The sequence below is a fragment of the Patescibacteria group bacterium genome, assembly GCA_041662965.1.
Classification (GTDB): domain Bacteria; phylum Patescibacteriota; class Patescibacteriia; order Patescibacteriales; family GWC2-42-12; genus JACPHD01.
In genome coordinates this window covers 31,986-54,951 of sequence record JBAZRI010000004.1, presented here as the reverse complement: position 1 = coordinate 54,951, position 22,966 = coordinate 31,986, and the positions used below count along the sequence as shown (strand labels likewise).

The following is a 22,966-nucleotide window of genomic DNA, read 5'->3' as shown; positions in this document are numbered from 1 at the left end:
AGGGTGATTTTTTATTTTATGCTATTTTTATAATTTATTTGCTTACCACAATCATATCTTTGCCTATCTGTTTGATGATTTCATGGTAGCCGGTGGGATAATCGCGGATGGCTTCATAAAAAACAGTGGCGTCGTAGCGGTAAAGTTCGCCCAGCCTGGTTCCCGGATCGTTAGTGATGAATTCTTTTATGGCCGGATCATAGCCGCGGACAACCACCATATGCCGGGGCGGTCCGGGCGCTTTATAATTTGGGTTATGCATGATTTGGCCGTTCATGGGCGTAATTACCAGGTTGCCCTTAGCCAATTCTTCAATAATATCATTGACGGTTATGTCTCTGACCAAAACCACCTTGCCATAATTAAAATAGTCTTTAAAAATCCAGTCAACCGCGTCCTGGGCGGAGATATCGCGGTATTCTCCGTATTTTTTCAGAAGCCAGTCCGAAATACCGGTAATTTCTTTTAAAGCCTCGTCTTTAGTTAAGCTTTGCCCGCGCGCCCATTTTACGGCCATTAGAGCCGAGGCCTCTTCACAGCCGTCTTGCTGGCGCTGATCCGCCCAATCGCCGAAAGGCGCCTGCGCGGTAAAAGGCACGTTAGCAAGCAGCACTTTTTTATGGATATCAAAAAAGGCTAGCGGTTCGCCGATTATGCCGATCGGAATATTGGCTAAATCCAAATTGCTCACGCCCCGGCCCAATTCGCGCATAATTTTAAAAGCATCGTCCGGCCGGCCCAAATAATATTTTTTATTATTTTCCGGGTAGATATAATAAGCTTCACCATTCTGTTCCACGTCCAAAAGAATCATACCAGATAATCTCTCCGGAAAAATATCCGTGTTAGCGATAAAATCATGTTTGGCACCAAGCGCCAGCGATTTCATAATTTTAAAAGCATCGGCCGGCCGGCCCAGGTAATAGGCTTTGCCGTTTATCGGATAAACATACCAGGCTTCGCCGTTAGCTTCCACTTGCAAAAGAATATAACCGGTGGCTTCTCCGGCATAATGCGCGCCTTCGACCGCTAAAGACAAGAAAAGCATAGTCAATAAGGCTAAGGTAAAAATAATTTTGCGCGGATATTTTAAATTTGTAAGCATATAATTAGCGGAATCGGTTAGGAAATATGCCGGCAATAATAATGCCGGATTATAAGTTTTCAGTTTTTCTTTTTGTCGCAAGATATATTACTAAGCCGGCAATAATTAAAAATATTACCAAACCGCCGCCGACAAGAAGGATATAAGGCTTTAAGGGAGGTTTTTGCTCCGAGGCCGCCGCGTTTACCGCCGGCTCGGTTTTCGGGCAATCCGGGTCTAAGTCAGCCAAACCTTTATTGCACCAGCCGTCTTTTCCGCCGGCCGGGCAATCAGATGCGCAGACAAGGTAATTTTCTTTTTCACCGCACTTCGCGTCTCCGCAGCCGGGGATTAGATAGCTTACATCTTTTTGATCCAATAAATTTTTATTGGCATCGTAAAGACTAAGCAGTTGAACGTCTGGATAATAGGGCAAAGCAATCGTTTTACTGAATTCATCCGCCATATTGTCGTTTATCGGTTCAGTAATTTCTCCAGGATAAGGCGGTCTTGGCGAAACGCGCGGATCAAGTGATAATTTTCTCATGTCCAGCACTTGCCCTGACGACGAAATCATTTCCAGCCAGTATTGATAAGGCCCTATTTCCAGCTCTTTTTCCGGCTCCGAAACATAGCCCTGGCCGTTCATAACTTCGCCGATTTTCACCTGACCGCGGTTAAATTGGATTTCCACTAAAAAAATTTGCTGTGTTTGTGCGAATGCCGCTGCGGCATAGAACAAGGCGCCGATAAGCAATAAAAATTTAAAGATTTTCATATTTTTATCTGTATGAATTAAATAATTTATTAATCTGATTTATATTTATAACGCCAAAATCCGTTACTGTATGATTTCTCATTATACCGTTGCTGATTGATCGATAATAGGTATTACGGTAATCGCAGCCCGTGTAGCAGCCGGTACCGGACAATAGGGCGCCTTGCGCTGTTTGCGGCGTTCTCCATTTAGTGCAAACCGAACTGGTATCGCAATTAACGCTTAAGTTTACGATAGTGGCTCCTCGATCCGGAACGACGCTATCAACATATTCATCGTCTAATTGTCCAAGGCTATGTCCGAATTCATGAACAACCACGCCTTTGAAGTTTGAGTCATTGGCTGCAACAATCGCGTAGCCGCCTTTATAGGCGTACGATCGGAAATTGCCGTCAACCATGACTATAGTTCTATCGCCCGGGCAAAGGCTGGCGATTGGTGAAATATTAGAAGCGTTGCAGTCCGGCTGGTGAGTGCTCCAGCCGGCGCAGCCTAAATTCATTGGAGAATCCACTCGATGAATATTGATTTTGGAGTTTTGCGCGTTAAACGGTACAATCCCGAATAAATAGCCGTAGGCGGCTTGGACTTTAGCGATAAAATTCGGTATTTCCGAGCTCGTATATTTATCAGCGATAAAAACAATATCCAGTTTATCGGCGCTATTGCCGTTATTAACAATAGTCGTGCAGGTTGGCGTGTCGCTAATATTAAAATTTATAATATTATTATGCGGCAAGGCGTTAACGGTCGCGTTGAGATGATAATTGCCATTAGGGAAAACCAGCTGTAAGTCCGCGCCCCAGATATCATCGTTAGCCGCTCCGTCATTATGAGTACCGTCATTATATAATAATATATACTTAACAGGCGCATTAGCTGAATTATAAATATTCATGCTGGCGCTAGTAATTGGAGCGCCTTTAATCTTGATACTCAACTTACTGCCCCAGACAAAGGTTTGTCCGTTACCGGCCGGAGATAAAACCGTAAGAGTCACCGGGCAATCAGTTGTGTTGTAGTTGCAATTTTCATCAATCGTGTTTCCGCAAATTTCAGTGGCCGCCGGATTGATATTCGGATTGGCGTCATCGCAATCTATCCCCGCGCTTAAGCAGTTAAGGCCGCTGGTTTTTCCATAGCCGTCTTTATCGTCATCAAGGCACAGAGGCTCAACAATTTCTATAGTAACTGATTCACTGGCCGTGGCTCCGGCCGCGTCGGTGGCAACCACGGTTATCAGATGCGTGCCCAAGGAAAGGTCGTTTTTAATAATTCCGCCGCCGATCTCGCGGCCGCTACTCTTACCGCTACGGTCTTTATCGACGCTGCCGTCGATTTTTCCGTCTTTATTCGAGCTCCAAGAAAAAGCATAAGGCGAGGCGCCGCCGTTGACTCCGGCGTTAAAAAATATATTTATGCCCTGTTCGTAAGCTCCGGGAGTTGGCTGATATATTTTTAATACCAGGCCGGAGATTATTTTAATATTTATAGATTTAACAAAGGTTTTCGCGGCGTCGTCGGTTACGGTTAAAGTAATTTTATGATCGCCGAGCGATAAAGTGGAAATTGAAAAATGATCAGAGGCGCTAATCACGCCATCACGATCCGATGCCCAAGCATAATTAGCCGGCGAGATAGCTCCGGCCAGGCTGGAATTAAAATAAATCAAATTACCAAGAGGAAATTCTTCTCCGTTATAAGGAGTATTAATAGCCGCGAATAACGTATTGGCATTATAAACTGTTAGATTCAACGTTTGCTGTTTGGTCGCGCCTAAACTATCGGTAACGGTTAAATTAATAGTATGCGTTCCGGCCGATAAATTACTAGTCGCAAAATTGTTGGTAAGACCGGAATATAAAATTCCATCTTTATTTGATTGCCAAGCATATTTATAAGGGTAGCTTCCGCCGATAGCCGAAGCGGAGAAATTAATATTATCTTTAATAAGAAATTCAGAGGAAATCGGCTGCAGCACGGAAATTATGATATTCGTGCTACAGAGCTGATCGCCGCCCGCGCAGTCTTCGTCAATGCCGTTGCCGCAAATTTCGGCGGCGTTCGGATGGATAGCGGCGTTATTGTTGTTACAGTCAACACCGGATTGGGCACAGCCGGTTGAGCCGATTGCGCCATAACCGTCGTTATCGGCGTCAGCGCAGTTTATTGAATTATGGCAAGTCCCGTTAAGGCATATTTTCCCGGTAGTTGCGCAGTCAATGGTATTACACCATTCATTATCCGAATCCGCGTCGCAATTGCCGCAAGCCTGTATCCGGTTGGGAATTCTTGGATTGCATCTGTCAGCATCAACCCCTATATTACAATAAGAAGCGCTGAATAGTGGCAAAGAAAAAAATGCCAGAAAAAAAAACAATAGAGAAAAAGCCAGTGGTCAATAAATATAAAAATGATTTTTTAGATAAGAAATTAGGCATAATATATTTAAATTATAAGTTATTCAATCTGGCAATTTTCATCGCAGCCATCGCCGCTAGCGGCATTGCCGTCATCGCAAGCTTCCGCTATGCCATCATCGTTTTCAGGAATATTTTGAATAATGCTGTCACCGCAGTAAGTATAGGCACAACCAGCTCCGGGATGTATGCCGGCGTTACTATCATTACAGTCATCGCCGTACATTCCATTGCTGATAAAATTGGTGTTAAGGCACATGCTGGTATTATTATAAATTCTCATTGATCCGTCGCAATAACCATCTCGGTCGTCATCACAGCCTTCATCAATAATATTGCCGTTGCAATTATTGTCAAAAGTATCGCAAGACTCGTTAGCTCCCGGGTAGATAAAATTTTTTGCGTCATCGCAATCAATTGGACCGCAGCCGCCGCCTTCAAGGTTGTAGCTGTCATTATCGGCGTCAGTGCAAGTTACGGCGTTCATTGAAATATTTTCCAAACAACTTCCATCTGCCGGTGCGATCAGCCCGGATTCAGTATTAGCGCAAATGTTGTAGGAAGCGCCAGCCGCGTTCGTGGTATAAATATAGGCATGGCTTCCATCGGGCAAATTTAATTCGTTGTTAAGCGGATCAGGATCAGCAAATTTTTTTTCTTTTTCATCCCAGCAGGTTATCGGGTCATAACCTTCCGCGCCGCAAGCTCCTAATTTATTTATCGGATCAAGCGGCATGTTAAAACTAATTTCGCCGGAAAGGGTTTTCCAGCTCGGCCAAACCGAAATTGTTTTATTAGCCATATAGCTGCCCGCGCTTAAAGCCGGATAATATCCTTTGGCCTGTTTATAATTTTCCAGAGCGGTTTTTATATCTTTTAGATCGGCCAGGCGCTTAGTATCGCGGATCGCTTTTGCTTTAGCGGAAAGACAATAATCGTTTTTTGGGCAATCGGAATTGGTTAAACAATTAGTCGCATTATTTGCTTCACAGAAATTAGCCGCGGCTAAGTTGGTATTAAATTTCCAATGGATTAATATCTGGCCGAAAATATCCACCGTGTCGCCGGCCGCGTCTTGGTTATATGAGATGATATAAATATTGGTGTAAAAATTATCATTAGCTATATTGGCCGCGTTAACGTAAACCGTGCGGCCGTCGCGGACAGCCTCATAGCCGTCTATGACTATAGATTGCGGAGAGCTGGTGAATTTCTGCTCTTTGTACCCGCGTAGCGGTGAATAGTGGTTAGGATTAGGGATAACGCGGATCGCGATAGCGTCCGACGAAGGCGAAGCGACAGCTTGGCCGGCAATTATCGCAAGCATAAAAATTAAAGCGATAAAATATCGCCAGCGGCGTTCGAGAAATGATAAAATAAATGTCATATATTATTATATATTATAACATATTAAACTGTTTTTGTAAGCTTATTGAATAATTGATGATTCTATGGTAAATTTTAAATATAAATATTATTAATAACTAAAAAAATGGAAGAAATAAAACAAACGGCTTCGGCCGACGCTGAAGTTTCGGCGGACAAAAAAATTGCGGCCGGCACAGAAGAAAAAATTGACAAGCCAAAAAGAAAATGTCTTTTAACCAATGCCTTATTCCCGGTAGCCGCTATGCTTATTTTCGCCTTTGTCTATTATTTGAATTTTAATACGATTGCTCGGATTAAGGACTTAACTGATTATAAATTTTTGGAAATTTTTAATAATTATGGCGTTTATGGCGGATTAATACTTGGTTTTTTGTCATTAATTTTTGGTTATATTTTCCTGGGGCTGAAAAAGTTAGTTCACTTAAGCAAGTTTTCCCCGGTCAATCCGATTATACTCGCCCTGATTTACGCGCCGTGGTATTTTTTAGCCGAGGCTTTAGCTAAAGAGCCTAGATATACCGACATCGCCCGCCTGGTTTTGGATTTTTTAGTTGAGCCGATTCGCAATGCCTCATTATTTATGCTCTCGACCGCGGTTGTCTGGCTGGCTGTTATAATTATTGTAATAGTTGTAAAGAAATTTAAGCCTGGAAAAAATACTGTTGAGCTGGCCGGGTTGCTTTTGGCATTGTCGTTTTTAACTACCGGCTGTTTAAGCCAGCTAGAGGATGTTATTTGCATGATTATGCCTGACAGCGACCATTGCTACCAGGCGTCGGCTATGCAGAGCGGGAATCCGGATGATTGCGAACGGATTAAAGGCGAGAAATTCAAAGATGCCGGTTCTAACCCACCCAGAGATAAATGCTATCTTAATATCGCCGAGAATACCGGCGACCTTGAAGTTTGCAAGCGGATCAAGGGCGGCCTAATGAGCTATACGCAAGAAGAATGCTTTTTGGGCATAGCTATTAAATATGAAAATCCGGCCGGCTGTAAAATGCTAACCGGCGCCGCTAAGAGCGACTGCCGCGCGCAATTAGGCGATAAAATTGATTCGGCTGACGTTATCGCCGTGGACAATCAGATTGATGAACTTAAAAAATATTTAAAAGACGGTTCGGACGCTGATTTGGAAAAACAGCTTAAAGGGCTTGAAGACAAAAGAAAAGATATGATTGACGTCTTAACTAAAACCAATAAGGCCGAATATGAAAAACAATCTGATCCGATTAATAAGGATATTCTCGGCGATTATGCGGTCGGGGATCTTGATCGCGAATCAAAGGATAAATTAATCAATCTTAATGAAAATCTAAAAGCTAAGGGCTTTAAGATGACCCAGGAGCAACTTGACGCTTTTAAGGATTATTACAAATTTATCAGCGATCCGAATAACGATATTGAGCAAATGGATGACGCTAAATTGCTTAAAGACCGCTGGAATGAGAAGATGGGTAATGTGGTGGACAAGTTTAAAATCTGGAAATCAGGCCCGAGTGAGGGAGAAGCTAAATTGGATGAACAACTGCGTTTTTATGAGCGCATGCTGGAGCGCCAGCAATCAATCAACGAAGGTTTATCGGAATTCGGCGAGGACGTCAAGCGCAATATGGATATGGTTAATAATGCCATTCAGGGACAGGTTGGAGACGCGGTTAAAGATAAAGTTATTGAAACGATTTTCGGCGAAATAACCGGTAAGACGGTCGGCATAACCACGACGGTCATCGGCGAGGCCTTAGACGTAGTCAAGGGAGAAGCTAAATCCAAGGAATTTCGCGGTTTAGTGCGCGCTTATAATCTCGGCATGCAGGAAGAATTAGGCAAATTCGGCGGAGACACGGACAAGGCGCACGCGGAAGTGGTTAAAAAAATGCAGCAAAACGCCTATGAGTACGAAGACTCAAACACTTTTGCCAAATACGGCAATGTTCTAGAAAATAAAGATTGCGACGGAACCAATCCGCACTGCGTCAATAAAGAAGTATTTTGGAAGGCTATGAAAAAGTCGTATAAGTATCAGCATGGCAATTAGTTAGATCGCGTATTTAAAAGATAATTTTTAATGTTTTAATCAGAAAAACTAAAAGAGGGGGAGCAATGGAAAAAGTGATTTGTTTGGCTTGCAAGGAAGAAGTAAAAGTAAAGTTGGAAAAATATGGCAACGGACATATAGCGATTTGTCCGCTTTGCGGAAAACTTGCCTATAATGGCAAATAAAAAAGGCAGCAGGCAGGCAGAAGCCAACGCGCTTCTGCCTGCCTACTAAAATTTTTTTAGAACAAAAAATCAGTTAAATAGCTGATTTTTTATTTATGATAATAAAAAGAGACGTTGCCGAGTTTAAATGAATAGAACAAAAGTTGGACAAAAACCAGGGTAAATATCGCCTTGCTTTTTTTAACATTTTATGTTAGTTTTAAATAAATAATAAGCTTAATTTTTTTAAAAATATGAAAAAAATTATTTTCTCGCTATTATCAATCGCCTTGCTTTTCGGCTTGGCCGGCTGCGCTAAGAAAAACACCATAACCGTAGCTGACGGCAAGGGCGGTTTTATCCAGGTGGAAGATAAATCAAGCCAAAAAGAAGAAAAAGCTAAGAAAGGCGATATTAGTACTAATATTTGCGAGGAATTTACGGCCGATTTTATTTACTCCATAATTAAAAAGCCGATTGTCAGGGTCGAGCCGTCAAAGCTGGCGACCGTTTATGCCTGCGATTATTTTACTGATTATAAGGACGATTTTTATAAAGACGCCAAATATGATTATGTCGGCGCCGGCGGGCCGAGTATTTCTATTGTCTTGGATAATTTAAGCGTTGCCAAGCAAAAAGAAGGCCGGGAATTTTTAGGCCTAACTCTTGAAACAAGCCAGAGAATAAATATGGAAAATATTGTCAGTTATCGCAAGGACAAAAGCATCTGGTCGATTGATTTAATAATTAATCCTAACCGTTTTGTCTGGGCGAATTATTCGCATAAAGCGATTACTGATGACGAATTGATAACTTTGGCCGCGGCTATGGCCGATAAAATAAATGGCCGCTTAAAAATAAACATTGAGAAAAATCCGATTGATTTAGCAGAGATTAAAAAAGCGGAAATGGGCGAGAGCCAAGAAGCCGTTGCCATTTCATTTCTGGACAAGCTAAGCGGTAAAAAAATTGACGAAGCTTTGCAGATGATGGACGCGAACGAGAATACCAAGCAAGGCTGGGGTGTAAATTTCAATACCATAGAATCTTTGAAAATTAATAAAACGGAAGAAGCGTTTAAAGAAGAATGGACGCCGACCCGCCAGACTTTTAAAGTAGAATTAGAGGTTAAGGTAAAGCCGGAAGGCGAGCGACTGGGCTGGGAAAATGGAAAAAATTTCCGCTGGATAACATTGGAAAAAAATGCCGGCGGCGTTTGGCTGATTCATGAAATAGCCAATAATCCATAAAATAAAATTAACATAAATTTTATGAAAAAATTTTTAATCTTCTCTTTGGCCGTGATGGCGATACTATTGTGCCCAATATTAATCGCTTCGGCCACGGCTGCCGACATCGCGAGCGTTGATTTATCGGTTAGCGCCGCGGATTTAAAAATTACGCCGGCGAGCTACAAAGGCGGAGATAAAATTACGCTTAAAGCCACGGTAGCTAATAGCGGTACGGCTAAGGCGAGTAATGTTAAAATAAAATTTTATTTTAACGGTGCCGAAGTTTACAGCAAAAACATCATTTCTATTTCTAAAAAAGGCAAAAGCGTTGTAAATTATCAATATACTTTGCCGCTCAATCTTTCCGGAGCGGTTATATTTAAGGCAACGGCTGACCCGGATAAGACGATTATTGAAAGCAACGAGAATAATAACACGGCGGAAATGAACGCTAATGTCAGCCGGGCAAAAATTGATTTAACCATAGATTCAGTAAAAACCAGCGTTTCTAAGCCTAAGGCCGGGCAGAAGGTTTCCATACAAGTAAAAGTAAAAAATACCGGCGATACTAAAGCGGTTAACGCCAGGCTTAACGTTTATTTAGGCGATAATACCGGCACGCCGAATTTTACCATTAATATTCCCAGTATCAATAAAAATTCAGTTTCAGCAAAATCTTTTTCCTGGACCGTACCGAATAATATTCCGGGAGCCGACTATCCAATCAGGGCGGCAGCTGATCCGGATAGCACGGTTATTGAAACCAATGAGCTTAACAATGAAAAAATATATCTTTTAAATTTAACCGCGCCGGATTTAATATTAAGTCAGCAAGACATAAATTATAAACCAAGATTCACTTACACGGGTTTAAATACCATGATGAATTTGCGCGTGCGCAATAATAATGTAGCGGTGATACCGAATGTAAAAGTCGGGCTGTTTTACTACTTGCCCAGTAATCCGGATAACTTAATAAAAATTGGCGAGGAAAACGTTGGTCCGATTGCTAAAAATTGGTTTAAAGATTTTTCTTTATTTGGAAAAATTCCCACCACGGTGCCGGTAGGTTCAATCGTCGGTTTAGTCGCCAAACTTGATTATACAAATGTCATACCGGAAACCAATGAAGCTAATAATATATTAAACTATTTAATTTCAATTAGAGAAAAACCGGCGCAACTGTCCTGCCCTTGTTTATTTATTAATGTCAGCGATGAAGACGGCCAGCCTATAAACGGAGCCACGGTAAAATTAAATAACAGCGAGACGAAAACCATAACTAATGGCAGCGTGGTTTTTGAAAATCGTCCGGGCTCGGCCAGCTACGCGCTTAATATAACTTATCCGGGTTACCGCCCGATTAGCCAAACCTTAAATTATAATAAAAACAGTGAAGACACGACTTATTTTAATTATCAGCTGGACAAAAAAGCTTTATTGTCCGGAACTGTAAAAAATACGGCCGGCGCGGTTTTACCTTGGACTAAGGTTAGAATTGAAGGCGCAGGACTAGAAGCTGTAACTGACGCGCAAGGCAAATATGGCTTTTTATTGAACGGCGGAACATACACCTTAAGATTTGCGCGCGAAGGTTATAATAGAATTATAGAATCAAATTATGCTATAGCGCCTTTATCAACTCAGGCTTTGGATAAAACCATGGCTCCGGGCATAACCGCTTATTTTTCCGGACGAGTGACCGACGATGAAGGCAACGGTTTGGCCAGCACGGATATTTATGTAAACGGCACTATGCTCGGCACCACGGCCGCCGACGGACATTTTAATTTAAATATCAATGCCGGCAATAATAAAAAATTTACTTTTAAAAAACCGACTTTTATTAATACTGAATTTACGGAAACTATTTTGGCCGGCAATGAATATAATTATGACTTGGTGATGTATAAACCGTCCACCGCCAATCACGTGGAGCGCGGAGCGAACATTGTTTCTTGGCACCAGCACGAAGGCACGCCGGCCAATTCATTTTTCATCCCGGAATATAATGTTGATATCTGGTGGGGGATGGGCAATGTAAAAATGGGTATGGATTTTAATAAATCAGACAGCCAGACGAAAATCAGCAAACTGGTGATAAACACAAGAGGCGATGCCTGGGAATGCAATAAAGTTGAAGGCGATGGCGCGATTGAAACTTCGGCGATTGATATTCCGATCACCATCGCGGCCGGCAGCTGTTCCACTAAAAAAACACAGATAGACGTTTATAAAGTCGCCATAGAATCCGGCGGTCAGGAAATTTGGAGCGATGAGGGCTTCTGGAGCTCGGCTCAAGATCCTTTAAATTCCAAGTCAAAAGTATTTACCTTTAATAATGTTCCGGTAAGTTGGGACAGTAATTTTAAAGTAAAAATGTGGGTCAGAGTGCAGAAAAAAGGCGTGATCGGAACAGATGGCGACGGTTCAGGCGCGTTGTCCGGCTATCATATGGATAAGAAGCTTATCACTTGGTATCCGCAAAAACCGCCCACCACAAAAATCAGTACCAGCTGGAGGCAGATTGGCGGCTATTTTCTCGGCATTTTAGACAATCCGGTTAATGCCATTACCGGCTTTACCGATATGTTCACGGTTGATAAATTCGAGCAATACACCATGGAAGACGTTTTGCCGCAAAATTTTCCCGGCTATATTACGTATTAGCTGTCTAGGTAAAATGGATTGTGTTAGTTATGACAGTAAAGGCTGGGTTATATTTAGTAAATTTTCTACTGCGGAACTCGCCCCGCTACTGCGGGGCTCAAACAGTCCTCGCACGAAAATTTTCTAAATATAACCCAGCCTAGATAATTATTAGCTGGCACAATTTATAAATAACTATAAAATTATGAAAAAAATTGTTATTTTATTATTATTTTTCGCTTTAGTGCTTTCCGGCTGCGGGCAAAAGAAAGTTGTGTCTAAATTGGAAGAAATGGACAAACAAGGAGCAGTTAAACAAAAAGAAGCTAAAACAGAGGAGACAAAAGCTGGCGGCCTTGCCGATGTCTGCAATTATTTTCCCAAAGAATTGATAGAAAGCGCGATCGGCAAACCGATCGTTAAAGTTGAAGTGCCGATTACCGGCAGCGAGAATTGTTTTTATTACACTTTTTATAGCGATGATTATGACCATACGCCATACGGCGACAAGCCGGGAGGAACTCCGGTCGTAGCGGTTTATGATACCGAAGACTTTGCCAAAGATAAAGCCTATAACGAGACGCACGGCAGTAAATATGGCACCGACCCGTCAATCGGCATGGATAATTACGTCGTGCGTAATAATACTAACGAGGTCTGGCAAGTGGTTTTAATTTTAGGTGGCGACAAATATATCCGGATGCATTATGTCCATGATGCCGTTACAGGCGATGAGCTGGTAAAAATCGGCGCTAAGTTCGCCGAGAAGATTCAGGCCGGCAAATAAGCCTAGTTTTTAAAGATTATAATTAATTAAGGATTAGCTAATTTAACAAATTAGCCTCCAAATAAAAATCTATGAAAAAAGTTTTAGTTATTCTGACTATGGCCATGTTGGTTTTGCCTTTCGCGGCTATGCCGACTAAAGCCGAGGACACGGCCGAGGCGGTTACTATTTCCGCGCAGGAAGAAAAAATTTCCACGCCGGCGGAGATCAAAAATTTCACTAAAATCAGAAAAATGGGCGAAGCGCTTTATGGCTATCGCATGATTAAAACGATGATAGCCAAGCTGGAAGAAAAAATCCCCAACCTGGCGGAAATCAAAAATTTCACTAAAATCAGAAAAATGGGCAATTCTCTTTATGGCTATAAAAAAATGAATGATGTTATTTCCTCTACTGAAATTTCCGCCGAGGCGATCGCTTGCGTTCAGGCAGCTTTAATAAAAAAAGATAACGCGGTTATCAGCGCTCTAGACGCCTATACCGCGGCCATAAAAACGGCCATGGAAACCAGAAAAAACGCCTATGTGGCGGCTTTAGCCATAAGCGACAAACAAGAGAGAACCAAGGCCATGGTTAATGCTTTTACGGCTTATAGAAAGGCTAAAAATGAAGCTAAAGATAAATATAAAGAAAGCGTAAAAACTGTTTTTGATGCTTATAAGACTGATTTAAAAAGCTGCAAAGTGGAAATGGGACAAGACTTGAATACCTCGGAAGCCGACAGTGATTTATAAAAGATACTAAAAAAACAGGGCTGTAAAAGCCCTGTTTTTTTGTTGTTCAGATTAGCAAGCTTAATTTTTAGGGGTGGAAAATAAAAAAAGGGAAGTGCTAGGTTGAAATTAGCGCTTCCCGGGTGAACGGCGATTAGTTAGGTTGATTTATGTTATGGCCCATAAGGGTGTGCGGATTGAGTGGCGCGCACCTTATGAAGTGATATGCCGAGCTTAAGAAGATCTTTAGGGTCGTGTTTCTCAAGCAACAGCCCCACGCGGTTGTCCTTTGATACTTCAAAATGTTTCCGGCAGCTGATTTCCAACCGGGCAACTTTGTCTTCGAGCAACTTTTTGCCGGAATTGTCTACAAGGACGATTTCGTCTCCGACCTGGAAGGTGCCGGACGAGACATTACCGATAATAACGGCGCAATTGGCGCCATCGCATCGGCAACGATTCCGGGAAATGTTATGTACCGCCTTAACATCAAGCCGTGCGCCCTGCCCATTTTTTAGAGCAAATTTTACCATGCAATAACCTCCCTTTTTTGTTTATTTGTTTGTTTGATGGTACGATAGCCCATTATTTTTATTAAAACTTTACTTTAAAGCTAACAAATTGTCAAGGCAGTATTTGCGCCATTGCCACGGTTAGTTAGGTTGTTTTTTTATTCAACAAACCTTTATCTCCCCAGCTTGATTTTTGGGGATGGAAAATGGTAAAATATAACAGTATAATTAGTAAAAAAATAAAAAAACGGAGCAATAAGTAAAGACGTTATATTTGGGTATGATTGGGGTAATTCAGAAGAATGGAAAATAATTATTGAAGATTGGAAGAAGTAATAAGAGAATGAGATTGCTTCGTCGGCTGAGTACGGCCTCCTCGCAATGACAGAGAGAGGATTGGAAAAAATAATTATGAAAAAATTATTTATTATAATATTTTTACTTTTAGCCATTAGCTTATATTTATATTTGGCCAATGCTTACGCTTATTATATGTTCAGGCGCGTCGGTTTAAAAGCTCCGACGGTTCAAAACTCTTATGTCTTCAACGGCGCGGCCGCGGGGGATAATTTAACTTACGCCGCGATTGGCGACAGCTTAACCTCGGGCATGGGTTTAAATAAATATGAAGAAGCTTTTCCTTATTTATTAGCCGAGGATTTATCGGAGAAGGGCAGAGTAACTTTGCAAAATTTTTCTTATCCCGGCTACCGCACGGACGATTTAATAAAAAATTTATTGGAACCGGCCATAGCGGCCAGGCCGCAGATTATTACTTTATTGATCGGCACTAATGACGTCCATGGTTTTTACGGCCGGGAAAAATTTACTGCCAATTATAAATATATTTTAGGGCGTTTAACCAAAGAAACTACAGCTGAAATTTACACTATTAGCCTGCCGTATATCGGCGCTAACGCTTTTTTACCGCCCTATAACAGTTATTTTGACCGGCAAACGTCAGACTTCAATAACATTATTAAAGAGTTGGCCGAGGCTTACGGGGCTAAATATATAGATATTGCCGAGCCGACTAAGGCGGCGTTTTCTGAAAAAAACATTTATTATGCCGCGGATGCTTTTCATCCATCGGCCGCTGGCCAGGCGCTTTGGGAAAAAATAATTTTTGACAATATCGGTTCAGGGCGCTAGCCAAACCATAAAATTTGTTTTAAGTGTTAATTTTAGATATAATAAGATAGCAAGTAGTTTAATTATTATTTTAATTACAGCATGCAGTTAAAGGCGAGTTTGCATATTCACACCAGCGAAGACAAAAAAGACGGTCACATAATAAACTATAACGTTTATAATTTGATTGACGAGGCGAAAAAAAGCGGCTTTAATGTTTTAGGCTTTACGCCCCATAATAAATTTGTTTTCAAAGAAGAATTTGCTGAATATGCCAAAAAGAAAGGTCTACTTTTAATTCCGGGCGTTGAACGCGGCCTGGGCCGTTTTTTAAACAAGCACGTAATTATTTTAAATTGCGATAAGACCATAGAAAAAGTCAGAACTTTTAAACAGCTTCATAAATATAAAGGCGAGCATCCGGAAATATTTATTTTAGCTCCGCATCCGACTTATAACCGCTTTATCTCCGTCGGCGCCAGAAAATTAAAAAAATATATTGATTTATTCGATGCTATAGAATATTCGGCCGCTTATTCAAAAAAAATGAATTTTCACAATCAGAGAGCCGTCGCTATCGCCGGGCGCTTTAAAAAACCGATTATCTCCACGGCCGACGTGCATGTGCTTAAAAAACTTGATACGGATTTTGCCATAATTGAAGCGGTAGATTTAACCGCCGAGAGCGTGCTCCAGGCCATAAAATACGGCAAATTTAAAAATGTTACGGCGCCGAAGAATTTTTTCGCTTTAATGGGATATTATATAAATTTTTCAGTAAAATATATTGTTAAATATATCACCGTAAAAATTCTTGGCTTAAAAATAAGAAAATTGGAATTGGAAGCTGTGGCCGCGGAAGAGCGGATTTGATTAATAGAGTTTAAAAAGACGCTTTAAAAGCGTCTTTTTTTTGTGCTTATTTTGTGTTAAAAAATTTTAGCAAATAGTCGTGCCGATCTTTTCTCCCATAACCGATTTTTTAAAGTTGCCTTTTTGGTTAAGCTTAAAAACGATAATATGGATATTATTGGCGCGGCACAAAGAGATGGCGGATTTATCCATGATTTTTATTTTATCATTTTGAAAAGCATGATCAAGGGTTAAAGTAGTGAATTTTTTAGCATTAACATTTTTCAGCGGGTCGTCATCGTAAACCCCGTCGACCTTAGTCGCTTTAAAAATCGCCTCGCAGCCAAGTTCAAGGCCGCGCATGGCCGCGGTCGTGTCGGTTGTGATAAAAGGCAGGCCGGTGCCGCCGCCCAGAATAACTACCCGACCTTTTTCCAAATGCCTTAAGGCTTTCCGGCGGATGAAAGTTTCCGCGATTTGCTTCATTTCTATGGCGGTTTGCAATCTAGTGGTTATTTTAAGCCTTTCTAAAGCGTCCTGCAGGGCCATGGCGTTAAAAATCGTGGCTAGCATGCCCATGTAATCGGCGGTTACTCTGTCCATGCCGCGCTTAGAGCCGGCCACGCCGCGGAAAATATTGCCGCCGCCGACCACGATGGCGATTTGCGTTCCGGTTTTATGAGCCGACTCTATTTCTTTGGCCAGATAAGAAACATATTCCGGATCAATGCCGTATTCTCTTTCGCCTTTCATGGCTTCGCCGGAAATTTTTAAAAGAATTCTTTTATATTTGGGTTTTTTCATAATTGATGGTAGATAGTTTTATTAGTTATTTGTCTATTTTTATGGTATCTTAATATTATGTTTAAGGCAAATGTATTGATAAATTAATAAGAAAATTTGAAGATATAACAATGAAACATGTATATTTATTAACAAATCAAGATAAGCGAAACCGAGATATAAACAGGTGGTTTAAGGAAAAAGGCCTAAGCGGCTCGCTAAAGCTTGCCGTTAATCCGGCGCGAGCCGATTGGTTCGTGGTGGCGGGCGGCGACGGCGCTTTGCTTCGCGCCATCAGCCTGTTTAGAAAATATAACAAGCCGTTTTTCGGCATTAACCGCGGCACCAGCGGATTTTTATTAAATCAAATTGCTTCGGCCGAAGAATTGGCTAAAGTTTTTTTAAATTTTTCCGCTTGTAAATTAATTAAGCTTAATATGCTTAAAGGCGAGTTTACCGCGGCCGGCGCGAAGCAGGCGAAGAATTTTTATGCTTTTAATGATTTTTACATTAAAGCTTCGCGCGGCAATGACCGTATCGTCGGAGCTATTAAAGGGACTAAAAATTTTCCCAAACATGAATTTGACGGCGACGGCGTTATTATTTCCACGCCTCAGGGCAGTACGGCCTATAATTACGCGGCCGGCGGAGCCATAATATCTTTAGGCGCCAATCAGCTGGCCATAAAATCAATTTGCACCAAGAAATCTTTGCGCGCGGTTGTTCCGGATCAGGGGATAACCGTAGAAATAGGCAGAGGCCGGGCCACGGCTTACGCCGACCACAGCAAGATTTTAACTAATGTTAAAAAGGTTAAAGTTAAGCCAAGCCGCGAGGCGGTTAGGCTGGCCTTTAAACCGGGTTATGATTTTGAATCTAAGCGCTGGCATGTTTAAATTGCGTAATTAAAATTATATTTGTTATAAAACAGTTTTGGCTCCGCGAATAACAGCAAATTTTCTACTGCGGAACTCGCCCGCCCGCTGGCGGGCTCAAACAGTCCTCGCACGAAAATTTGCCATTATTCGCGGAGCCAACTAATATAAACTGTATAACTTATATATTTATATTATGAGAAAAGAACTTTTGGAAAAAATTAAAAAAGTAGAGCAGTCTATTATCGCGAGTAAAGAAATCGGCGTTAATAAGCTGGAACGATTAAACGATGAAGTCAGGCGGGCTTTTACGAGCGCCATTGAATCAGCCGCCGGCGGAAGGAATTTAATGAAAGAAATTGAATTAAGGCGTGAAAAGCTTAGAAGTTGGCGGGTGGGAATTTTTAAAACGATTTGGCCGGTTAATTTTAAATATCTTTTTAGCATGCCCTTTATTTACGGCATGTTTTTCCCGGTGGTGCTTTTTAGCATCTGCCTAGAAATTTATCACCAAGTTTGCTTCAGAATTTACGGCATTCCTTTGGTAAATAAAAAAGAATTTTTTATTTACGACCGCCAACTTTTGCCTTATCTTAACTGGCTGGAAAAATTTAATTGCCTTTATTGCAGTTATGTCAATAATGTATTCCGCTACGCGGTGGAAATCGGCGGCCGGACGGAAAGATTCTGGTGCCCGATAAAATACGCCAGGCGGATAGAGCACACTCATTCCCAGTATCATAAATTCGCCGGCTATCTTGAAGCGGAAAATTTTCGGACCAGATGGAAAAGCCTTAGGGATTTTTCCGATATTATTGAGAAAGACAAAATGCCTAATGATGATCAAGGGAAAAATCAATCGATAAAATAAAATTTTCCCCTACACCTAAAATTTAGGCGTGGGGATAAAGCTTGACTATTTTTAAAAGATATTGTATATTAAGCAATAAAGTTGCCTGGCTTCTAGGGCGCTTTTTATTATCCTCAAATATGACAGAGATTAGAAATATCGCCATTATCGCCCATGTAGACCATGGGAAAACCACTCTAACCGACAGGTTAATGCAGCAAACCGGCATGACCGAGTCGGGCGTCAGCATGGACTCAAACGCTTTAGAGCTTGAACGCGGCATCACGATTTATTCAAAAAATACTTCAGTGATGTATAAGGGTGCTAAAATAAATATCGTTGATACGCCCGGGCACGCTGATTTCGGTTCGGAAGTGGAGCGGGTTTTGCGTTCCATTGATAGCGTGCTTTTAGTCGTGGACGCGCAGGAAGGGCCCATGCCGCAAACCAAATTTGTTTTAAAAAAATCTTTGGAACTCGGACTTAAACCCATCGTGGTGATAAACAAAATTGATAAGCCGGCGGCCAGAGTTGAATGGACTTTGGAAAAAATTTATGAATTATTTTTGGATTTGGGCGCGAATGATGAACAGCTGGATTTCGCCGTGGTCTACGCTATCGCCAAGCAAGGCATAGCTAAAAAGAATATGGCGGACCAAAGCGACAATTTAAATCCGCTCTTAGACGCTATTTTAGAAAAAGTTAAGCCGGCTTCATCGGCCGCCGGAGCTGAATTGCCCTTAAGAATCCAGCCGTTTAATTTAGCTTATGATAATTTTATCGGCCGGCTGGCTATCGGCCGGATTTATGAAGGCGCGGTTAAGCAGGCGGATAATGTAATAATTAAAAAGCCCAGTGGAGAAACCAGGACCGGGAAAATCACTAAATTATTTACTTTCGCAGGCATTTCCAGAAAAGAAGTAAAAGTTGCCGAGGCCGGAGATATCGTTATGATTGCCGGATTGCCTGATATTGATATCGGCGAAACCATTTGCGCGGATGCCGCCCAAGAGGCTTTACCGGCGATCTCGGTTGATCAGCCGACTATTTCCTTAAATTTTTTAGTTAATAATTCTCCGTTTGCCGGCCGCGAAGGCAAATATGTTACCAGCCGGCAGATAAAAGAAAGATTAGAGAAAGAACTTGAAGTAAACGTGGGTTTAAAAATTGATTTTTCATCCGGAGACTATTATAAAGTTTACGGCCGGGGAGAATTGCATATTGCTATCCTCTTGGAAAATATGCGCCGCGAAGGCTTTGAAATGCAGGTTTCCCAGCCCACGGTAATTATCAAGGAAGAAGCCGGCATTAAGCTTGAGCCGTTTGAAGAAGTCACTATTGACGTGCCGCAGGAATCTTCAGGCGTAGTTATTGAAAAGATGGCAAAACGCAAAGGCTTAATGAAAGAAATGAATCCGGAGCATGCCGGCGTCAGAATGGTTTTTGAAATACCGGTCAGAGGACTTTTAGGCTATCGCAATGAGTTTGTGGTAGATACTAGAGGCGAGGGCATAATTTGCACGCATGTGGCCGGTTTTAAGCCGCATGTCGGTGAAATTTTCAAAAGTGAATTAGGCTCAATGGTCTCCATGGTGTCGGGCAAAGCTTTGGCGTTTTCTTTATGGAATCTTCAGGAGCGAGGCACTTTATATATCGGCGCTAATATTGAAGTTTATGAAGGCATGGTTATCGGCAACGTAGCCAAAGGCAATGATCTTGAAGTTAATCCGATTAAAGGCAAACAGTTAACCAATATGCGCGCTTCAGGCGCGGATGAGGCCATTAAACTGACGCCGCCTTACGAAATTACTTTAGAGCGAGGACTGGGCATTATGAAAGAAGATGAATATCTGGAAGTTACTCCTAAAAATATCCGGCTGCGCAAGATGTATTTAACTAAAAATGATCGGACAAAGGCTCTTAGGGTGAAATAAAATAATTAAGATAAATCAAGACGTCGGACGTCTCGCTGGACATCCGACGTCTTTTTTTAAATATTAAAATATAGTATAATTAGTTACATGATATTAATTAAAAAAATGAAAAAATTTCTTAAGATAATCGGCCCGGGCGTGATTACGGGCGCGGCTGACGATGATCCATCCGGTATCGCGACTTACACTCAAGCCGGCGCCAGATTCGGCTATAATCAGCTTTGGACCATGATATTTATATTGCCGCTCATGACCGCGGTTCAGGAAGCTTGCGCGCGCATCGGCGCAGTCACGGGCAAAGGTTTAGCCGCGGTTATAAAAAAATATTACAGCAAAAAAGTTTTGTCTTCGGCCGTAATTTTAATTTTAGTCGCCAACACTATAAATATCGGCGCCGATATCGGCGCCATGGCCGAAGCCACGCGCCTTGTTATTCCTTTGAATTTCAGTATTTTAACTTTATTTTTTACGGCCCTGATTTTAATTTTAGAGATTTTTTTATCGTATAAAGTTTATGCCAAATTTTTAAAATGGTGCGCCTTATCTTTGATCGCTTATCCCCTTACAGTTTTTTTAGTTAATCACCCTTGGCGGGAGTTAATCAAGGCCACTTTTATACCGCATATTGAATTTAGTTTTGGTTTTTTATTTATCATCGTCGGAGTTTTAGGCACGACGATTTCTCCTTATATGTTCTTTTGGCAGGCTTCGGAAGAAGTAGAAGAGGAAAAAAGCCATCATCTGTTTAATCACGGCCGGCCGAAATTAAGCGAAAGATTCATGCGTAATCTAAGGCTGGATAATTTTTTAGGCATGCTGTTTTCGCAAATCGCGGCCTGGTGCATTATTGTGGTGGCCGGCACCGTGCTGCATAATAACGGCATTACTGATGTCGCAACCGCGGCTGACGCGGCTCGGGCGCTAGAGCCTTTAGTTAATACTTTTCCTAACGCCGGTTTATGGGCTAAAGTCATTTTCGCTTTCGGCATAGTCGGTCTTGGCCTTTTATCTATACCGGTACTTTCGGCTTCGGCCTCTTACGCGGTCTCGGAAGCTTTTAACTGGAACGAAGGTTTGAATTTAAAATTTAAAAAGGCGCATGGTTTTTACGGCGTTATTACCGCGGCGACGGTTATCGGCTTAATGATTAATTATATCGGCATTAATCCGATTAAAGCTTTGATTTTTACCGCCGTAATTAACGGGGTGGTTTCCGTGCCGTTGTTATTTTTAATTAATAAAATCGCCAGCGACGGGAAAATAATGGGCGAACATAAAAGCGGCCGGCTGTCGCGGTTTTTTCTTTGGCTGACTTTTATCATTATGCTTTTTTCCAGCCTGGCTATGTTTGTAACTTTAAGCCGGGGCTAATTTATGAATGTATTTTTTAAAGCAAAAACCAAGCGCAATTATTATTTTTCCTATATTAAGGGTTGGGCGATTATTTCTATCATGCTGATACATCTCTTAGACTGGTCAGGCCTGATTTTGTCAAAAAACATTTTTTATTTTAAAGAACTGCTTTATCCGAGCGTTCTATTTTTTATCGCCACGGCCGGCGGATTGACTTTTTTGGCCTACGGCAAATACGAGATGCTTAAGGCCTCAAAAAAATTATTCAGGCGCGGCGGCGAACTGATCGCTGTTTATTTTTTATATAATATTATAAAATTGTATATTTATAATTTTTCCGCGGAGCCATTTTATAATCAGTTTATTGCCGCGGGGAAAATGGATTTAAGCGATATTTTGTTATTGCAGGCTTTTACCGCGCCGATTTCCATAATTTTAACCATCGGAATTTTTTTAATGGTTTCGCCGTTATTTTTATATTTGTCCAAAATTAAATATCCTAAATTGGGGATTGGCGTCCTCTCGGCCGCTGTTATTTATTTTGGTTATTTTTTTCCGCTGCCGTCGAGCCTTATAACGAATTTTCTTTATGCCAAAAATAATATTATGTTTCCTTTAATTCTTTGGCTGACGCCGTTTTTAATCTGTTTTTATTTAAGCATGCTGGGCTTTGAGAAGTATAAGGGTAGATTATTATTGATTTTTTCCGCCTTAGCTATGATTTCTGGCATATTGCAATTTAACGATTTCGGTTCGGTTAGTTTTTCCGGCCAGATGTACCCTTTAAAATTGTTTTATGTTTTTTCCAGCTTTGCTCTTATGTATTTATTAATTTATATTTTTTATTTTTTGGAGAGGCTTAGGCGGCCGGCGGTCAATTATTTTTTAGCTTTAATCAGGCTGTTAGGCGATTCTACGCTGGCAATCTATATTTACCATTGGATCGTAATTGACATTACTTTATGGGTTTTTTATCCGCGCATTAATTTAATTCTATTGACCGTGCCGACTTTTTTACTGGTTTATATTTTTTTAAAAAGGCAGAAATTGCTTGAGTATTTTAAAAGTTATGGATAGATGCTATAATACAGCTATTAGTATTTTAGTATATAATTTATAAAATTTATGCAAAATTTATTCAAAAAAATCAAGACGGCGGCCGACAGTGCGATTATTCATTTTTTCGCGTCCGGCTTAATTTTAGTTATGGCCGCGATTTTAATCGTTTGGACGGATTTTTTTCTAAAGCTGGTGGTAGGGCTTTTAGCCATAATCGTCGCTTATATGTTTTTTTATCTGGCCTATAAGGCCTGGTGGCTTAAAAAAGAAATTGAAAAATATTTTAAATTTTAGCCAGCCGGTTAAATAGCTAATCATCAAGGCGGGGTAATTTTCCCGCCTTGTTTTTTTAGCTGATAAATG

At 41.2% G+C, this 22,966-nt stretch carries 19 protein-coding genes; 13 read left to right on the top strand and 6 right to left on the bottom strand.

Translation table 11 applies throughout. From position 1 onward, the window contains the following. Positions 1–34 precede the first annotated feature (34 nt). The 4 genes from WC639_03145 to WC639_03130 all read right to left on the bottom strand — a co-directional run bounded on the left by WC639_03145 (position 35) and on the right by WC639_03130 (position 5,669). Positions 35–1,105, bottom strand: a complete 1,071-nt coding sequence (locus WC639_03145; protein MFA6306774.1) for a C39 family peptidase — start codon at positions 1,103–1,105, stop codon at positions 35–37. A gap of 49 nt (positions 1,106–1,154) precedes the next feature. Beyond that, complete coding sequence (locus WC639_03140) at positions 1,155–1,862, bottom strand: hypothetical protein (GenBank protein ID MFA6306773.1); 708 nt, start codon at positions 1,860–1,862, stop codon at positions 1,155–1,157. A 4-nt stretch (positions 1,863–1,866) separates the two neighbouring features. Further along, a complete protein-coding gene (locus tag WC639_03135; GenBank protein MFA6306772.1) occupies positions 1,867–4,215 on the bottom strand; it encodes a M64 family metallopeptidase in 2,349 nt (782 codons plus the stop codon). 107 nt (positions 4,216–4,322) lie between these two features. Next, positions 4,323–5,669 (bottom strand): MopE-related protein, encoded by a 1,347-nt coding sequence (locus WC639_03130; GenBank protein MFA6306771.1) that lies wholly within the window; start codon positions 5,667–5,669, stop codon positions 4,323–4,325. A 105-nt stretch (positions 5,670–5,774) separates the two neighbouring features. On the opposite strand from WC639_03130, the gene WC639_03125 reads away from it, so the two are divergent. The 5 genes from WC639_03125 to WC639_03105 all read left to right on the top strand — a co-directional run bounded on the left by WC639_03125 (position 5,775) and on the right by WC639_03105 (position 13,275). Beyond that, the gene (locus WC639_03125) at positions 5,775–7,709 is read left to right on the top strand and encodes a hypothetical protein (protein MFA6306770.1); all 1,935 of its coding nucleotides are present in this window, start codon (positions 5,775–5,777) and stop codon (positions 7,707–7,709) included. A 418-nt stretch (positions 7,710–8,127) separates the two neighbouring features. Then, a complete protein-coding gene (locus WC639_03120) occupies positions 8,128–9,123 on the top strand; it encodes a hypothetical protein (GenBank protein MFA6306769.1) in 996 nt (331 codons plus the stop codon). A gap of 21 nt (positions 9,124–9,144) precedes the next feature. Continuing rightward, the gene (locus WC639_03115; GenBank protein MFA6306768.1) at positions 9,145–11,775 is read left to right on the top strand and encodes a CARDB domain-containing protein; all 2,631 of its coding nucleotides are present in this window, start codon (positions 9,145–9,147) and stop codon (positions 11,773–11,775) included. A 184-nt stretch (positions 11,776–11,959) separates the two neighbouring features. Next, positions 11,960–12,541 (top strand): hypothetical protein, encoded by a 582-nt coding sequence (locus tag WC639_03110; GenBank protein MFA6306767.1) that lies wholly within the window; start codon positions 11,960–11,962, stop codon positions 12,539–12,541. A 71-nt stretch (positions 12,542–12,612) separates the two neighbouring features. After that, on the top strand, positions 12,613–13,275 hold the full coding sequence (locus WC639_03105) for a hypothetical protein (GenBank protein MFA6306766.1): 663 nt from the start codon (positions 12,613–12,615) through the stop codon (positions 13,273–13,275). A gap of 152 nt (positions 13,276–13,427) precedes the next feature. Here the strand turns inward: WC639_03105 and WC639_03100 are convergent, their stop codons facing one another. Next, positions 13,428–13,787 (bottom strand): hypothetical protein, encoded by a 360-nt coding sequence (locus WC639_03100; GenBank protein MFA6306765.1) that lies wholly within the window; start codon positions 13,785–13,787, stop codon positions 13,428–13,430. Between the two features lie 390 nt (positions 13,788–14,177). On the opposite strand from WC639_03100, the gene WC639_03095 reads away from it, so the two are divergent. Both WC639_03095 and WC639_03090 read left to right on the top strand, forming a co-directional pair. Continuing rightward, positions 14,178–14,918, top strand: coding sequence for an SGNH/GDSL hydrolase family protein (locus WC639_03095; protein ID MFA6306764.1), 741 nt, complete (start codon positions 14,178–14,180; stop codon positions 14,916–14,918). An 81-nt stretch (positions 14,919–14,999) separates the two neighbouring features. After that, positions 15,000–15,770 (top strand): PHP domain-containing protein, encoded by a 771-nt coding sequence (locus WC639_03090; protein MFA6306763.1) that lies wholly within the window; start codon positions 15,000–15,002, stop codon positions 15,768–15,770. Positions 15,771–15,836: 66 nt separating this feature from the next. On the opposite strand, the gene pyrH is transcribed toward WC639_03090, so the two are convergent. Next, positions 15,837–16,553, bottom strand: coding sequence for a UMP kinase (pyrH, locus tag WC639_03085; protein ID MFA6306762.1), 717 nt, complete (start codon positions 16,551–16,553; stop codon positions 15,837–15,839). 110 nt (positions 16,554–16,663) lie between these two features. Here pyrH and WC639_03080 point away from each other — a divergent pair, with 110 nt between their 5' ends. The 6 genes from WC639_03080 (at position 16,664) to WC639_03055 (ending at position 22,897) form a co-directional block, all read left to right on the top strand. After that, complete coding sequence (locus WC639_03080; protein ID MFA6306761.1) at positions 16,664–17,428, top strand: NAD(+)/NADH kinase; 765 nt, start codon at positions 16,664–16,666, stop codon at positions 17,426–17,428. 175 nt (positions 17,429–17,603) lie between these two features. Further along, on the top strand, positions 17,604–18,278 hold the full coding sequence (locus tag WC639_03075) for a hypothetical protein (protein MFA6306760.1): 675 nt from the start codon (positions 17,604–17,606) through the stop codon (positions 18,276–18,278). Between the two features lie 119 nt (positions 18,279–18,397). After that, positions 18,398–20,191: a translational GTPase TypA gene (typA, locus tag WC639_03070; protein MFA6306759.1), complete on the top strand. Its 1,794-nt coding sequence runs from the start codon at positions 18,398–18,400 to the stop codon at positions 20,189–20,191. A gap of 105 nt (positions 20,192–20,296) precedes the next feature. Further along, entirely contained in the window at positions 20,297–21,562 is a 1,266-nt protein-coding gene (locus WC639_03065; GenBank protein MFA6306758.1) for a divalent metal cation transporter, read from the top strand. Positions 21,563–21,565: 3 nt separating this feature from the next. Next, a complete protein-coding gene (locus tag WC639_03060) occupies positions 21,566–22,621 on the top strand; it encodes a hypothetical protein (protein MFA6306757.1) in 1,056 nt (351 codons plus the stop codon). Positions 22,622–22,669: 48 nt separating this feature from the next. Then, on the top strand, positions 22,670–22,897 hold the full coding sequence (locus WC639_03055; GenBank protein ID MFA6306756.1) for a hypothetical protein: 228 nt from the start codon (positions 22,670–22,672) through the stop codon (positions 22,895–22,897). The last annotated feature ends 69 nt before the right edge of the window (positions 22,898–22,966 follow it).

What these genes read in the sequence shown, in the direction of transcription:
- WC639_03075 (MFA6306760.1), top strand. Translation starts at nt 17,604, where the DNA reads ATGAGAAAAGAACTTTTGGAAAAAATTAAAAAAGTAGAGCAGTCTATT.
- WC639_03080 (MFA6306761.1), top strand. Translation starts at nt 16,664, where the DNA reads ATGAAACATGTATATTTATTAACAAATCAAGATAAGCGAAACCGAGAT.
- WC639_03055 (MFA6306756.1), top strand. Translation starts at nt 22,670, where the DNA reads ATGCAAAATTTATTCAAAAAAATCAAGACGGCGGCCGACAGTGCGATT.
- WC639_03120 (MFA6306769.1), top strand. Translation starts at nt 8,128, where the DNA reads ATGAAAAAAATTATTTTCTCGCTATTATCAATCGCCTTGCTTTTCGGC.
- WC639_03115 (MFA6306768.1), top strand. Translation starts at nt 9,145, where the DNA reads ATGAAAAAATTTTTAATCTTCTCTTTGGCCGTGATGGCGATACTATTG.
- typA (MFA6306759.1), top strand. Translation starts at nt 18,398, where the DNA reads ATGACAGAGATTAGAAATATCGCCATTATCGCCCATGTAGACCATGGG.
- WC639_03125 (MFA6306770.1), top strand. Translation starts at nt 5,775, where the DNA reads ATGGAAGAAATAAAACAAACGGCTTCGGCCGACGCTGAAGTTTCGGCG.
- WC639_03100 (MFA6306765.1), bottom strand. Translation starts at nt 13,787, where the DNA reads ATGGTAAAATTTGCTCTAAAAAATGGGCAGGGCGCACGGCTTGATGTT.
- WC639_03140 (MFA6306773.1), bottom strand. Translation starts at nt 1,862, where the DNA reads ATGAAAATCTTTAAATTTTTATTGCTTATCGGCGCCTTGTTCTATGCC.
- WC639_03060 (MFA6306757.1), top strand. Translation starts at nt 21,566, where the DNA reads ATGAATGTATTTTTTAAAGCAAAAACCAAGCGCAATTATTATTTTTCC.
- WC639_03095 (MFA6306764.1), top strand. Translation starts at nt 14,178, where the DNA reads ATGAAAAAATTATTTATTATAATATTTTTACTTTTAGCCATTAGCTTA.
- WC639_03110 (MFA6306767.1), top strand. Translation starts at nt 11,960, where the DNA reads ATGAAAAAAATTGTTATTTTATTATTATTTTTCGCTTTAGTGCTTTCC.
- WC639_03105 (MFA6306766.1), top strand. Translation starts at nt 12,613, where the DNA reads ATGAAAAAAGTTTTAGTTATTCTGACTATGGCCATGTTGGTTTTGCCT.
- WC639_03065 (MFA6306758.1), top strand. Translation starts at nt 20,297, where the DNA reads ATGAAAAAATTTCTTAAGATAATCGGCCCGGGCGTGATTACGGGCGCG.
- WC639_03130 (MFA6306771.1), bottom strand. Translation starts at nt 5,669, where the DNA reads ATGACATTTATTTTATCATTTCTCGAACGCCGCTGGCGATATTTTATC.
- WC639_03090 (MFA6306763.1), top strand. Translation starts at nt 15,000, where the DNA reads ATGCAGTTAAAGGCGAGTTTGCATATTCACACCAGCGAAGACAAAAAA.
- WC639_03145 (MFA6306774.1), bottom strand. Translation starts at nt 1,105, where the DNA reads ATGCTTACAAATTTAAAATATCCGCGCAAAATTATTTTTACCTTAGCC.
- pyrH (MFA6306762.1), bottom strand. Translation starts at nt 16,553, where the DNA reads ATGAAAAAACCCAAATATAAAAGAATTCTTTTAAAAATTTCCGGCGAA.